13 protein-coding genes are annotated in these 14629 nt (G+C 61.0%); 9 read left to right on the plus strand and 4 right to left on the minus strand.

What is annotated here, in order from left to right:
* Positions 1–177: 177 nt before the first annotated feature.
* From U367_RS0118175 to U367_RS0118185, 3 genes are all read left to right on the plus strand, one after another.
* Positions 178–633, plus strand: a complete 456-nt coding sequence (locus U367_RS0118175) for a MaoC family dehydratase (RefSeq protein ID WP_028618082.1) — start codon at positions 178–180, stop codon at positions 631–633.
* Positions 634–842: 209 nt separating this feature from the next.
* Positions 843–2561 (plus strand): C13 family peptidase, encoded by a 1719-nt coding sequence (locus U367_RS0118180; protein WP_028618083.1) that lies wholly within the window; start codon positions 843–845, stop codon positions 2559–2561.
* Positions 2562–2590: 29 nt separating this feature from the next.
* Entirely contained in the window at positions 2591–3232 is a 642-nt protein-coding gene (locus U367_RS0118185; RefSeq protein ID WP_028618084.1) for an oxidoreductase, read from the plus strand.
* A 110-nt stretch (positions 3233–3342) separates the two neighbouring features.
* Here the strand turns inward: U367_RS0118185 and U367_RS0118195 are convergent, their stop codons facing one another.
* Genes U367_RS0118195 through U367_RS0118210 form a run of 4 tightly spaced genes read right to left on the minus strand, consistent with a single transcriptional unit; the run spans position 3343 to position 7551 of the window.
* A complete protein-coding gene (locus U367_RS0118195) occupies positions 3343–3627 on the minus strand; it encodes a YceK/YidQ family lipoprotein (protein ID WP_028618085.1) in 285 nt (94 codons plus the stop codon).
* Complete coding sequence (ubiX, locus tag U367_RS0118200) at positions 3620–4249, minus strand: flavin prenyltransferase UbiX (protein WP_028618086.1); 630 nt, start codon at positions 4247–4249, stop codon at positions 3620–3622. The genes U367_RS0118195 and ubiX overlap by 8 nt, the downstream gene beginning before the upstream one ends.
* A complete protein-coding gene (mpl, locus tag U367_RS0118205; protein WP_028618087.1) occupies positions 4246–5595 on the minus strand; it encodes a UDP-N-acetylmuramate:L-alanyl-gamma-D-glutamyl-meso-diaminopimelate ligase in 1350 nt (449 codons plus the stop codon). The genes ubiX and mpl overlap by 4 nt, the downstream gene beginning before the upstream one ends.
* A 57-nt stretch (positions 5596–5652) precedes the next feature.
* Entirely contained in the window at positions 5653–7551 is a 1899-nt protein-coding gene (locus tag U367_RS0118210; protein WP_028618088.1) for a sigma-54-dependent Fis family transcriptional regulator, read from the minus strand.
* Positions 7552–7822: 271 nt separating this feature from the next.
* Here U367_RS0118210 and exaC point away from each other — a divergent pair, with 271 nt between their 5' ends.
* The 6 genes from exaC to U367_RS0118240 all read left to right on the plus strand — a co-directional run bounded on the left by exaC (position 7823) and on the right by U367_RS0118240 (position 14625).
* Positions 7823–9343 (plus strand): acetaldehyde dehydrogenase ExaC, encoded by a 1521-nt coding sequence (gene exaC / locus U367_RS0118215; protein WP_028618089.1) that lies wholly within the window; start codon positions 7823–7825, stop codon positions 9341–9343.
* A 79-nt stretch (positions 9344–9422) separates the two neighbouring features.
* On the plus strand, positions 9423–10856 hold the full coding sequence (gene eat, locus U367_RS0118220) for an ethanolamine permease (RefSeq protein WP_028618090.1): 1434 nt from the start codon (positions 9423–9425) through the stop codon (positions 10854–10856).
* Between the two features lie 52 nt (positions 10857–10908).
* Positions 10909–12303 carry an ethanolamine ammonia-lyase subunit EutB gene (locus U367_RS0118225; RefSeq protein WP_028618091.1) on the plus strand — a complete coding sequence of 465 codons (1395 nt, stop codon included), beginning with the start codon at positions 10909–10911 and terminating at the stop codon, positions 12301–12303.
* Positions 12300–13133, plus strand: coding sequence for an ethanolamine ammonia-lyase subunit EutC (eutC, locus tag U367_RS0118230; protein WP_028618092.1), 834 nt, complete (start codon positions 12300–12302; stop codon positions 13131–13133). Before U367_RS0118225 ends, eutC begins: the two co-directional genes overlap by 4 nt.
* Before the next feature lie 92 nt (positions 13134–13225).
* Entirely contained in the window at positions 13226–13684 is a 459-nt protein-coding gene (locus U367_RS0118235) for a GNAT family N-acetyltransferase (RefSeq protein ID WP_017735604.1), read from the plus strand.
* Between the two features lie 284 nt (positions 13685–13968).
* A complete protein-coding gene (locus U367_RS0118240; RefSeq protein WP_028618093.1) occupies positions 13969–14625 on the plus strand; it encodes a DedA family protein in 657 nt (218 codons plus the stop codon).
* Positions 14626–14629: the final 4 nt, after the last annotated feature.

Genomic DNA, 14629 nt, shown 5'->3' on the forward strand with positions numbered 1-14629 from the left:
CCGTTCTTCCCCCTCAAGACTCGCCCGCATTATAAGCACGCCCGCCCTATGCACCGGCATTCGCCAAAAGCATGGTGGGTTGACCGAGCCGATTGGCCATGATGATCTACATTGGTTCTCTGTAACCCATAAAAAACCAGACGTTGTACACAGCGTGATGAACCAAGGAGAGACGCAATGCCCTATGTACCCGTAGCGCAGCTCAAAGATTATGTCGGCAAGGAACTGGGACGTTCCGAATGGCTCACCATCGACCAGGCGCGTATCAACCTGTTCGCAGAAGCCACTGGCGATCATCAGTTCATCCACGTCGACCCGGTCAAGGCCGCGCAAACCCCGTTCGGCAGCACCATCGCCCACGGTTTCCTGTCGCTGTCACTGATGCCCAAGCTGATGGAAGACCTGCTGATAGTGCCCGAAGGCCTGAAGATGGCCGTCAATTATGGCCTGGACAGCGTGCGTTTCATCCAGGCGGTCAAGGTCAATTCCAAGGTACGCCTGAACGTGAAGCTCAATGACGTCACCGAGAAAAAGCCCGGCCAATGGCTGCTCAAGGCCACTGCCACCCTGGAAATCGAAGGCCAGGAAAAACCGGCTTACATTGCGGAGTCGTTGTCACTCTACTTTGTGTAACCCCCCGCCCTGTAGGAGCTGGCTTGCCAGCGAAAAACGCACAGCCGCCGCATTCCCTCCGAATGCCTGCGCCATCGTTGAAGAGCATCGCCGGCAAGCCGGCTCCTACGGGTCTGTGGAGAGGCAAAATCCTCACCACAGCGTATGTAAATTTATGTATGAAACTCGCAGCTGCGGCATACTCGGCGCTCAATTATCCGGATCCCGCTATGCGCCCACTCGCTCCCCTCGCCCTTGCCCTGTTGCTCACCGCTTGCGGAGACGGCGAATCGCTGTTGCCGCCCGATGCGCGCCTGCCCGACGGCGGCCGTTACCGGGGCGATGTGGTCGATGGCTTGCTGCAAGGCCAGGGCCGCGTGGACTATCCCAACGGCAGTTGGTACGCCGGCCAGTTCGACAAAGGCCAGTGGCACGGCCAGGGCGAGTGGCATGGCAGCAACGGCGAAGTCTATAAAGGCCAGTTCAAGCAGGGCCTGTTCGACGGCCAGGGCAGCCTGACCACGGCGGGCAGCCACTATGTGGGCGGTTTCAAGAATGGTCGACGCAACGGTGAAGGCACCCTTAAAGAGGGGCAAATGACCTACCGCGGCGAGTTCAAGGACGACCAGTATTCCGGCCTCGGTCGCCTGGAACTGGCCGACGGTAGCCAATATCAGGGCCAATTCGCCCACGGCAAGCCGAATGGCGAAGGCCAGCGCAACGACGACAGCGGCAACCAGTTCAGCGGTCATTTCGTTGATGGCCAGTTGGAAGGTAATGGCACGTTCAACAGTGCCGACGGCGACATCTATGTCGGCCAGTTCAAACAAAATCAACTGAACGGCAAAGGCCGCTACGAGAACGCCGACGGCGACGTGTGGATCGGCCAGTTCAAGGAAGGCGCGCTCACCGGCAAGGGCGAATTGATCGGCGTCGACGGCAGCCACTATGTCGGCCAGTTCAGCGATTGGCGTTTCACGGGTGAAGGCCGCCTGAACCTCACCGACGGCAGCTTCTATATCGGCGGTTTCGACAGCGACAGCTATCAAGGTAAAGGCACCCTGGCCCTCACCGACGGTACCGTACAGGCCGGCACCTGGGTCAACGGCATGCGCGTGCGTGACGCCGACGGCAAACTGCTGCCCGACCCGCTGGAGATCGGCGTGCTCGCCCAGGGCCGCTTGCTCGACGCCGCCCTCGCCGCCGTGCCCACCTCCACTCCGGCCGTGGAGTTGTACACCCTGGCCGTGGCCGGCGACGGCAAGCAGAGCGTGTTCCTGCGCGAAGCCGATTATGTCAGCAACATGCTCGCCACCCGCTTTGGCGCACGCGGACAGATTCGCCTGGTCAACCACCGCGACCACATTGCCGACCGCCCCCTGGCCACTCGCGAAAGCCTGCGCCGCGCCGCGCAGACCCTGGCCGACCGCACCGGGCCGGAAGACCTGGTGTTTATCTACATGACCAGCCACGGCACCCACGAACACGAGCTGGTGCTGGACCAACCGCGCATGGAGCTGGCCGACCTGCCCACCGATGAGTTGGCCGCCGTGCTGGCGCCGCTCAAGAACCGGGACAAGATCGTGGTGATTTCCGCCTGCTACTCCGGTGGTTTCATCCCGGCCTTGAAGGATGATCGTACCTTGATCATGACCGCGTCCCGTGCCGATCGCGTGTCCTTCGGTTGCTCCGAGGAAGCTGACTTCACCTACTTTGGCGACGCCCTCTTCGCCCAAGCCTTCAACCAGACCGACGACTTGCAGCAAGCCTTCAAGCTGGCGCAACTGCATGTGGCCGAACGCGAACAGGCGGACAACTTCGAAGCCTCCGAACCGCAAATCTGGGCCCCCAAGGGCGTGATCGCCCACTGGCAATTATTACGCAAACAGCAGGCACGAAAGGCGCTCGAAAGCGTCTCAATGAATAGCAAGGAAGCCAAAGGCAACTAAGCTGTAATGTGTAACGAGGGGGAAACACCATGTACCTGACACCGCAGCATATCTTGCTCGCTGGCGCCTCTGGCCTCACCGGCGAACACCTGCTCGACCGCCTGCTCAACGAACCTACCGTGACCCGGGTGCTCGCGCCCAGCCGCAAGCCACTGGCCGAACACCCGCACCTGGAAAACCCGGTGGGCGACCCGGCAGTGTTCCTGCCGCAACTGAGCGGCCAGGTGGATATCGCCTTCTGCTGCCTGGGCACTACCCTCAAACAGGCGGGTTCCGAAGTGGCTTTTCGCGCCGTCGACCTGGACATGGTCGTGGCCTTCGCCAAACGCGCGCGGGAAATGGGCGCACGCCACCTGATCGTGATCAGCGCGATTGGCGCCGACCCGAAATCCTCGATCTTCTACAACCGTGTCAAAGGGGAAATGGAAGAGGCGTTGAAAGCCCAGGACTGGCCACAACTGACCATCGTGCGGCCATCGTTGCTGTTGGGGGAACGGCTGGAACCGCGCTTGGCCGAACAACTGGCCGGGCCGTTGTCGAAGCTGATTCCCGGCAAATACCGTGGCATCGAAGTGTGCGAACTGGCCCGGGCCATGTGGCGCCTGGCGCTGGAAGAGCAGGATGGGGTGCGGGTGGTGGAGTCGGATGAGTTGCGCAAGCTAGGCAAATAATAGGTTTCAAATACCTGTAGGAGCGAGCTTGCTCGCGAAGAACGCCCAGGCGCCGAGTTCTTCCAGGACACCCGCGCTTTCCTTAACGATCTTCGCGAGCAAGCTCGCTCCTACAAACCGCCTGTGGCATTGAAGCCAACGCCCAACACCGTCAACACCGACAGCGGCAACAACAACGTATCGAGCAACGCACTCGCCGGCAGATCCACACCGGGATAAGCCGGCGCCTCGGCACCAAATCGGTCCTTGGCGCAGCAACCGCCATTCATTGCATACAAATCCAACCGCGTGCCGGCATACACCACCGGCGCGCCAGGTTGCGCCGCGTCCAACGTGCGCGCCGTGGCGCAGCCCGTCAGTTGCAGCGCCAGCACGATCAGCAGCGCCTTATTCATCGCTGCTCAAATGGTGCTCGCCCCAACGCGGCAGCATGTCCTGGGGAATGTTCAGCAGGTTGAGAATGCGCGCCACCACAAAATCCACCAGGTCATCGATGGTCTGCGGCTGGTGATAGAAACCCGGCGAGGCCGGCAAAATCGTCACGCCCATGTTCGACAGCTTGAGCATGTGCTCCAGGTGAATGCTCGAATACGGCGCTTCACGGGGCACCAGGATCAACTGGCGGCGCTCCTTCAAGGTCACGTCCGCTGCGCGCTCGATCAGGTTGTTGCAGGCACCCGTGGCAATCGCCGACAGGGTTCCGGTGGAACACGGCACTACCACCATCGCTGCCGGCGCACCCGAACCAGACGCCACGGGCGACATCCAGTCCTCTTTGCCATACACCTTGATCTGCCCCGCCGCCGCACCGGTGTATTCGGTGAGGAAGGCCTGCATCGTCTGTACCTTGGGCGGCAGCGCCACGTCGGTCTCGGTGGCCATCACCAGTTGCGCGGCCTTGGAGATCAGGAAGTGCACCTCACGGTCTTCACGCACCAGACAATCCAGCAGGCGCAAACCATAAGGCGCACCGGAGGCGCCGGTCATCGCCAGCGTGACGCGTTCCGGGCCACTCATTTCAGCGCCTCGGCCAGTTTGCCGTGCAGGCCACCAAAACCGCCGTTGCTCATGACCACCACGTGGGTGCCCGGCTTGGCCTGGTGCTTGACGTGTTCAATGATGCCTTCGATGGAGTCGCAGACGATGGACGGCACAGTGCACAGGGCAGCAATCGCCGGCAGGTCCCAACCGAGGTTGGCCGGCGCGTACCAGACCACTTGGTCGGCATCGTTGACGCTTTCCGGCAGGCCATCGCGGTGGGCACCGAGCTTCATGGAGTTGGAGCGCGGCTCGACAATCGCGATGATCGGCGCATCACCGACCCGTTTGCGCAGGCCATCCAACGTAGTAGCAATGGCAGTGGGGTGGTGGGCAAAGTCGTCATAAATGGTAATCCCATTCACATCAGCGACTTTTTCCATGCGGCGCTTTACGCTTTTGAAAGCGCTCAACGCTGCAATGCCCATGGACGGCACCACGCCTACATGCCGCGCAGCTGCGAGGGTGACCAAGGCGTTGGCGACGTTGTGCTGGCCGGTCATGTCCCATTCGACGATGCCTTGGGCTTGGCCTTCGAACAGCACTTCAAATCTGGAACCGTCTTCGCTGAGCAGCTTGACCTGCCACTGCCCGCCCGCGCCGGTGGTTTGCACCGGGGTCCAGCAGCCCATCTCGATCACACGCTGCAGGGCAGGCTCAGTGGTCGGGTGGATCACCAAGCCTTCGCTTGGAATAGTGCGCACCAAATGGTGGAACTGACGCTCGATGGCCGGCAGATCGGGGAAGATGTCGGCGTGATCGAATTCCAGGTTGTTCAGGATCGCCGTGCGCGGGCGGTAGTGAACGAACTTGGAGCGCTTGTCGAAGAAGGCGCTGTCGTATTCATCCGCCTCGATCACGAAGAACGGCGTATCGCCCAGGCGCGCCGACACCGAGAAGTTCTGCGGTACACCGCCGATCAGGAAGCCCGGGCTCATGCCCGCATGTTCCAGCACCCAGGCCAGCATGCTGCTGGTGGTGGTCTTGCCATGAGTGCCCGCAACCGCGAGTACCCAGCGGCCTTGCAGCACATGGTCGGCCAGCCACTGCGGGCCGGACACATAAGGCAAACCTTTATTGAGTACGTATTCGACCGCCGGGTTGCCACGCGACATAGCGTTGCCGATCACCACCAGGTCCGGGACCGGATCGAATTGCGATGGGTCGTAGCCTTGGGTCAGCTCGATGCCCTGGGCCTCGAGTTGCGTGCTCATGGGCGGATAGACATTGGCGTCGGAGCCTGTCACGTGATTGCCCAGCTCTTTGGCCAGTACTGCCATCGAGCCCATGAACGTGCCGCAAATACCGAGAATATGAATGTGCATAGTCGACCTCGTAAAACATCGAGGCAGGTTAGCGCAGGGGGGCGAAAATCGCACCCTTTAGCTGAGGGCGTGACGTGCGATGCCGTGCCTGCGCAGCTTTCTATACAGTGTGTTGCGGCTGACGCCCAGTTGCTCTGCCGTGTGCGTCATGTGCCAACGTTGTTGCTGTAAAGCAGTGAGCAATGCAAGGCGCTCGGCGTCTTCCAACGGCGATTCCATCGATTTGGCCTGCGTGACCGACACGGGTCGGGCCTGACGAATCTGCGCGGGCAAATCCTCCAGGCCGACACGCCCACCCTCACACAGCGCCACCAGGGTGCGCAGTACCGTGCGCAACTGCCGGACGTTACCCGGCCAGGCAAACGCCAACAACGCCCCACGCGCCGACGGGTCGAGGGCGACCGACTCACCATTGGCCTCCTGGGCCAGCAGGAAATCCAATAGCTGGGACTTATCGCTACGCTCGCGCAAAGGCGGCAAGCCGACTTCCAGGCCATTGAGCCGGTAATACAAATCTTCGCGGAAGCTGCCGTCCTGCACACGCTCCAGCAAATTCCGGTGGGTGGCGCTGATAATTCGTACGTTCACTGCCTGGGGCTCACCGCCGAGCGGGACCACCAGCCGATCCTCCAGCACCCTTAACAGCCGGGTTTGCAACGCCAGGGGCATGTCGCCGATTTCATCGAGGAACAGGGTGCCGCCGTCGGCTTGCTGCAACTTGCCTTGCATGCCCTCTTTGCGCGCACCGGTAAAGCTGCCACCGCGATAGCCGAACAGCTCGCTCTCGATCAGGCTTTCCGGGATGGCGGCGCAATTGAGTGCGACGAACGCCTTGTCGGCACGTTGGCTGGCCAGGTGCACCGCCTTGGCGAAGGCTTCTTTGCCGGAACCGGTTTCGCCGTTGATCAACAACGGGACATCGCGTTCGAACACCCGCAGCGCCTTGCGAAAATCTTGTTGCAGCGTCGGATCGCCCAGGCAAATGCCGGGCAACGGCGCAGGCGCAGGCTTGATGAAAGGCGCCGGTACGCTGCGCACTTGCCCGCGCAATGCGGCAAACAGTTGTCGACCATCGCGGGTGCGCAATGGCCAACTGGCCGTGGCATTGGCGCTGGCGCGGCCGAGCAATTGATCCAGGGAACAGTCGAAAAACCCCTCCACAGGCTGTCCCAGCAAACCGCCCCGCAACTGCCCAAGCAGGTTCAGGGCACTTTGGTTCACTGCGCAAATTCGCCCTTCGCCATCGAACGCCAATAGCCCTTCACTGAACAGCCCCACCGACTCGGCCTGCAGGTGAAAACGCAACAGCCAATGGTTTTCGAAATGGCGCAGGAAGTAACAACTCTCGATCATCTTCGCCGACAGGTTCACCAGCGCCATGGTGTGGAACTGGCTCTGGCGCGACACCGCCTCCCGCGCCGAGGACACATCCAACACCGCCAGCAGATCCCCATGAGGGTCGAACACCGGGCTCGCCGAGCAGGTCAGCCCGGTATGCCGGCCACGGAAGTGTTCGTCACGATGAATGGTCAGGGATTGGCGCTCCACCAGGCAGGTGCCGATGCCATTGGTACCTTCGCAGGCCTCGCTCCAATCCGCACCCAGCCACAACCCGGCGCGCTCGAAAATCTTGCGCTCGGACGGCGCGGTGACACAGTTGAGGATCACCCCGCGCGCATCCGTAAGCAACACCGCATGGCCGGCGCCCGAGAGCTGTTGATGCAAGCTGTTCATCTCGCTGCCGGCGATGTGCAGCACTTGCTGCAGACGCTCGCGGCTTTCCAGCAAGCGACCATGTTCAAGCACAGTGGGTGCAATGGTTTGCGCAGGGTCGAGGTGGTAGTCCTCCAGGCAACGCAGCCAGGAGCGGGCGATGGATGGATCGCTGGACGGGTCGCGGCCATGGGCCACGGTGAGGACTTGCTGGGCATGGCGACTGAAATGATCGTTGTGCATTTCTTATTATTCTCCCTGCGTGAGAACTGCCAGCATCCCCCAGCCATCCAGCCAATGCAATCCCAGGGCGACCCACCGGTCACAGGCTGTACCGTTTGTGGCACAAACTGTCACATCGCCTGTATCGCGCCTGCCACAGCAACGCCTTGCTACAAAGCCTAACCCGTTGATTTACCTGGCGGGCGAAGCGGTGGCCCAACCTTTGCTCTACGCTTTGTAAGCGCAGCAGCGCTGCACTCCGAATAAACATAAAAGCCAGGAGATACCCACCATGCGTTACGCACACCCCGGTACTGAAGGCGCCATCGTTTCGTTCAAGGCCAAGTACGGCAACTACATCGGTGGCGAGTTCGTTGCGCCGGTCGACGGCAACTATTTCACCAACACCTCGCCGGTCAATGGCAAGGCAATCGCCGAATTCCCGCGCTCCACCGCCAAAGACATCGACAAGGCCCTGGATGCCGCTCATGCCGCCGCCGACGCCTGGGGCAAGACCTCGGCCCAGGACCGCGCGCTGGTCCTGCTGAAAATCGCCGACCGCATCGAACAGAACCTCGAACTGCTGGCCATCACCGAAACCTGGGACAACGGCAAGGCCGTGCGTGAAACCCTCAACGCCGACATCCCACTGGCCGCCGACCACTTCCGCTACTTCGCCGGCTGCATCCGCGCCCAGGAAGGCACCAGCGCCGAAATCAACGAACACACCGCGTCCTACCACTTCCATGAACCGCTGGGCGTGGTCGGCCAGATCATCCCGTGGAACTTCCCGATCCTGATGGCCGCGTGGAAACTCGCGCCGGCCCTGGCCGCCGGTAACTGCGTGGTGCTCAAGCCCGCCGAGCAAACCCCGCTGGGCATCACCGTGCTGCTGGAGGTGATCGGAGACCTGTTGCCACCTGGCGTGTTGAACGTGGTTCAAGGCTTCGGCAAAGAAGCCGGCGAAGCCCTCGCCACCAGCAAGCGCATTGCCAAGATTGCCTTCACCGGCTCGACGCCCGTCGGCTCGCACATCATGCATGCGGCGGCCGAGAACATCATTCCGTCCACCGTGGAACTGGGCGGCAAGTCGCCGAACATCTTCTTCGCCGACATCATGAAAGCCGAGCCATCCTTTATCGAGAAAGCCGCTGAAGGCTTGGTGCTGGCGTTCTTCAACCAGGGTGAAGTGTGCACCTGCCCTTCCCGTGCGCTGGTGGAAGAGTCGATCTACGACGACTTCATGAAAGTCGTGATGAAGAAAATCGAGTCGATCAAACGCGGCGACCCGCTGGACACCGACACCATGGTCGGCGCCCAGGCGTCCGAGCAGCAGTTCGACAAGATCCTGTCCTACCTGGAAATCGCCAAAGGCGAAGGCGCGCAACTGCTGACCGGCGGCAAGGTCGAGAAGCTCACCGGCGACATGGCCGGCGGCTATTACATCCAGCCGACCCTGCTCAAGGGCACCAACGAAATGCGCGTATTCCAGGAAGAAATCTTCGGCCCGGTGGTGAGCATCACCACCTTCAAGGACGAAGCCGAAGCCCTGGCAATTGCCAACGACACCGAGTTCGGCCTGGGCGCCGGCGTGTGGACCCGCGACATCAACCGCGCCTACCGCATGGGCCGCGCGATCAAGGCGGGCCGCGTGTGGACCAACTGCTATCACCTGTACCCGGCGCATGCCGCGTTTGGTGGTTACAAGAAGTCCGGCGTGGGCCGTGAGACGCACAAGATGATGTTGGATCACTATCAGCAGACCAAGAACTTGCTGGTGAGTTACGACATTAATCCACTCGGTTTCTTCTGACCCTCTCGTGGGCACCGGTCTACCGGTGCCCACGCCTGTTCGCGCTCAACCAAAACAATAAGAACGGACGGTACTTCTCATGCCTAGCGAACCTACTGGATCCTCCGTCGACTTCGAAAAAGTCGACTCTCAATACTTCCAACAACGCGAACTGAAAAAAGGCGCCGCCGGCTGGGTGTTGCTGGTCGGCCTCGGCGTTGCCTACGTGATCTCCGGCGACTACGCCGGCTGGAACTTCGGCCTGGCCCAAGGCGGCTGGGGCGGGATGTTCCTCGCCACATTGCTGATGGCCACCATGTACCTGTGCATGTGTTTTTCCCTGGCCGAACTGTCTTCCATGATTCCTACCGCTGGCGGCGGCTACGGTTTTGCCCGCAGCGCATTCGGGCCGTGGGGCGGGTTTCTCACGGGCACTGCGATCCTGATCGAATACGCCATCGCCCCCGCTGCCATCGCGGTGTTTATCGGCGCGTATTGCGAGTCGCTGTTCGGTATCGGCGGCTGGATGATTTACCTGGCGTTCTACATCATCTTTATCGGCATCCACATTTTTGGCGTGGGCGAAGCCCTGAAGTTGATGTTTGTGATCACCGCCGTGGCCGCAATTGCATTGGGTGTGTTCCTGGTCGCGATGGTGCCGCACTTCAATGTCGCCAACCTGTTGGACATTCCGGTGACCGAGGCCAAGGGCGCCAGCACTTTCCTGCCGTTTGGCTATGTAGGTGTGTGGGCCGCAATTCCCTATGCCATCTGGTTCTTCCTCGCGGTAGAGGGTGTGCCCCTGGCCGCCGAAGAAACCAAGAACCCAAAACGCGACCTGCCTCGCGGCCTGATCGGCGCCATTGTGGTGCTGACCAGTTTTGCCCTGCTTATCCTCGTGATTGCACCGGGCGGCGCGGGTACTTACGCGCTGATCAAATCCGGCAACCCGCTGGTTGAAGCACTGGCATTGTCTTACGGCGGCTCGACCTGGATGGGCAGTTTCGTCAACCTGGTCGGCCTGGCGGGCCTGATCGCGAGCTTTTTCTCGATCATCTACGCCTATTCGCGGCAGATCTTCGCACTGTCCCGCGCCGGCTACCTGCCGCGCAAACTGTCCCAGACCAATAAAAGCAAGGCGCCGGTACTGGCCTTGGTGATCCCCGGCATCATCGGCTTTGGCTTGTCGCTGACCGGCCAGGGTGACCTGCTGATTCTGGTGGCGGTGTTTGGCGCAACCATTTCCTACGTGCTGATGATGGCCGCGCACATCACCCTGCGCATCCGTCGCCCCAAAATGGACCGTCCGTACCGCACACCGGGCGGCATCTTTACCTCCGGCGTTGCGCTGGTGCTGGCCTGCGTGGCCGTGGTAGCGGGCTTTCTGGTGGATCCACGGGTGGTGATTGGCGCCGCGATCATCTATGGAGTATTAATTGCTTACTTTGCTTTCTACAGCCGGCATCACTTGGTAGCAGGCACGCCTGAAGAAGAATTCGCGGCGATCCAGGCCGCAGAGGCCGCCTTGCACTAACTGCCGTAAACCTCGACGCGGGCAGCCGCCCGCGTCGTCAAGGAGACACTGTATGGCAAGCTTTTCCCACGCGGTCGGTGCACAAACCTACCGTTTTGACAGCCTCAAGGATGTGATGGCCAAGGCCAGCCCCGCGCGTTCCGGGGACTTTCTGGCCGGCGTCGCCGCACAGAACGACGGTGAACGGGTGGCGGCGCAGATGGCGCTGGCAAATATCCCGCTGAAGCACTTCCTGCAAGAAGTGCTGATCCCCTACGAAAGCGACGAAGTCACCCGCCTGATCATCGACACCCACGATAAACAAGCGTTTGCCGCGGTCAGCCACTTGACCGTGGGCGGTCTGCGCGACTGGTTGCTCAGCGATGCGGCCGACGAACATTCCTTACGCGCCTTGGCGCCAGGTCTGACACCAGAGATGGCCGCCGCCGTGTCCAAGATCATGCGCGTACAGGACCTGGTGCTTGTGGCGCAGAAGATCCGCGTGGTCACGCAATTTCGCGGCACTATGGGCCTGCGCGGGCGTTTATCCACACGCCTGCAACCGAACCATCCTACAGACGAACCGGCGGGCATCGCCGCGAGCATTCTGGACGGCCTGCTTTACGGCAACGGTGACGCCATGATCGGCATCAACCCGGCCACCGACAGCATCGCCTCGATCTGCGCCATGCTGGAGATGCTCGACGCGATCATTCAGCGCTATGAGATTCCGACCCAGGCTTGCGTACTCACCCACGTCACCACCTCCATCGAGGCCATCAACCGTGGCGTGCCGCTGGATCTGGTATTCCAGTCGATCGCCGGCACCGAGGCGGCCAACGCCAGTTTCGGCATCAGCCTGAGCGTGTTGCAGGAAGGCTACGAGGCGGGTTTAAGCCTCAATCGCGGCACGTTGGGCCAGAACTTGATGTATTTCGAGACCGGCCAGGGCAGCGCCTTGTCGGCCAATGCGCACTTTGGCGTCGACCAACAAACCTGCGAGACCCGCGCCTACGCGGTAGCCCGACATTTCAAACCGTTTCTGGTGAATACCGTCGTAGGATTTATCGGTCCGGAGTACCTCTACAATGGCAAGCAGATCATCCGCGCCGGCCTCGAAGACCACTTCTGCGGCAAGCTGCTCGGCGTGCCCATGGGTTGCGACATCTGCTACACCAACCACGCCGAAGCCGACCAGGACGACATGGACACCCTGCTGACCCTACTGGGCGTGGCCGGGATCAACTTCATCATGGGCATCCCCGGCTCCGACGACATCATGCTCAACTACCAGACCACTTCGTTCCACGACGCGCTCTACGCCCGGCAAACATTGGGTTTAAAACCGGCGCCGGAGTTTGAACAGTGGCTGGCAAAAATGGGTATTTTCACGCAAGCCGACGGCAAGGTGCACTTCGGCAACAGCCTGCCACCGGCCTTTCGCCAAGCTTTGGCGCAACTGGGATGAAGGAGCCGCCCGTGCAACTCGACCTGCCTGACAACCCCTGGCTGGAACTGCGCCGCCTGACCCCGGCGCGCATTGCCCTGGGCCGCACCGGCACCAGCATTCCTACCAATGCGCAGCTGGATTTTCAGTTTGCCCACGCCCAGGCGCGGGACGCGGTGCATTTACCTTTTGACCATGCGGGCCTCAGCAGCCAGCTGGCCGAGCGCGGGCGTGAATCGCTGTTGCTGCACAGTGCCGCTGCCGACCGACACAGCTACCTGCAACGCCCGGACTTGGGTCGGCGCCTGAGTGATGAATCCGCCCAAGCGCTGCGCGACCATGCGTCAGCCAACCCCGGCGGCGTGGATTTAGCCGTGGTGGTGGCCGATGGTTTATCCGCCCTGGCCGTGCATAAACATACCCTGCCCTTTCTGACACGCATGGAAGAACAAACCCACGGGGAAGGTTGGTCCTTGTCGCCGGTCATCCTGGTGGAACAAGGCCGCGTGGCGGTGGCCGATGAAATCGGGCAATTGCTTGGTGCCAAGATGGTGGTGATCCTGATCGGCGAACGGCCGGGGCTCAGTTCACCGGACAGCCTGGGGCTGTACTTCACCTACAACCCCAAGGTCGGCCTCACCGACGCCTATCGCAATTGCATCTCCAATGTGCGCCTGGAAGGCCTGAGCTATGGCATGGCCGCCCACCGTTTGCTGTACTTGATGCGAGAGGCGTGTCGTCGCCAGCTGTCGGGGGTCAATCTCAAGGACGAAGCGCAGGTCCAGACCATTGAATCGGATGATCCGGACCTGATGAAAGGCAATTTCCTGCTCAGTTCACCGGATGACTGATCGCGGCACGATTGCGCTTTTTCGCGCCATTAGGCAGCATCGAGTCACGGCCGCTTGTGTGGTCATACCCCATTTGGAAGTTGAGGCCTGGCATGCGGATTACTCAAGCGACCCTGGAACACCTGGACCTGTTGACCCCGCTGTTCGTCAAATACCGTGAGTTCTACGGGGCCTTGCCCTTCCCGGATTCGTCACGGGCCTTTCTGGAGAAGCGCCTGCGCCGCAAGGAATCGGTGATTTACCTGGCTCTGGCGGATGATGACGACAAAAAACTGCTGGGCTTTTGCCAGCTGTACCCGAGCTTTTCGTCGTTGTCGCTCAAGCGGGTGTGGATCCTCAATGACATCTATGTGGCTGAAGACGCACGCCGGCAACTGGTGGCGGATAACCTGATGCGCACGGCGAAAAAAATGGCCAAGGAGACCCACGCGGTACGGTTGCGGGTATCGACCAGCAGCGACAATGAAGTGGCGCAGAAGACCTATGAGTCGATTGGGTTTCGCGAAGATACGGAGTTCAAGAACTACGTATTGCCGATCAGCGAAGACTGAACACCCCCATCACCTGCAGGAGCCGGCTTGCCGGCGATAGCATCACCTCGGTCTCACTGCTACACCGAGGCGCCTGCATCGCTGGCAAGCCAGCGCCTACAGGTGAGCAGCGACCGCCGCGGCATTGCGACATCCCCCGCTACAAAACCAACACGCTTTTCACCGCTCAATCCGTATAATGCGGACCTTTCAGGGTTGTAAGAATTGCGGCATACACTTGTAGCCTTATTACCCGAGCTTCCGCACAGGCCTGCTGAGCCGGGCCATTCACACAGGTGCCATCCATGGATTTCAACCCGCTCGACCTTATCCTGCATCTCGACGTCTACCTCGACCTGCTGGTAACCAATTACGGTCCGTGGATCTACGCCATTCTGTTCCTGGTCATCTTTTGCGAAACCGGCCTGGTGGTCATGCCGTTCCTGCCGGGTGATTCGTTGCTGTTCATCGCCGGCGCCGTGGCCGCAGGCGGCGGCATGGACCCGGTGCTGCTGGCCGGCCTGCTGATGCTGGCGGCGATCCTGGGCGACAGCACCAATTATGTAATTGGACGAACGGCAGGAGAACGCTTGTTCAGCAACCCGAACTCGAAAATCTTCCGCCGCGACTACCTGCAAAAGACCCACGACTTCTATGACAAGCACGGCGGCAAAACCGTAACCCTGGCGCGCTTCCTGCCGATCCTGCGCACCTTCGCGCCGTTCGTTGCCGGCATCGCGAAAATGCCCTACCCGCGCTTCTTCGGCTTCAGCGTATTCGGCACCATCCTGTGGGTCGGTGGCCTGGTGACCCTGGGTTACTTCTTCGGCAACGTGCCCTTTATCAAGAAAAACCTGTCGCTGCTGGTGGTGTTCATCATCCTGCTCTCGCTGGTGCCGATGATCATTGGTGTGTTCCGCAGCCGGTTTGGCCGCACATCCTCCGAAGCCAAGCCGCAGTAACCTG

Origin of the sequence: Pseudomonas canadensis, from assembly GCF_000503215.1 — a bacterium.
In the GTDB taxonomy this organism is placed as follows: Bacteria; Pseudomonadota; Gammaproteobacteria; order Pseudomonadales; family Pseudomonadaceae; genus Aquipseudomonas; species Aquipseudomonas canadensis.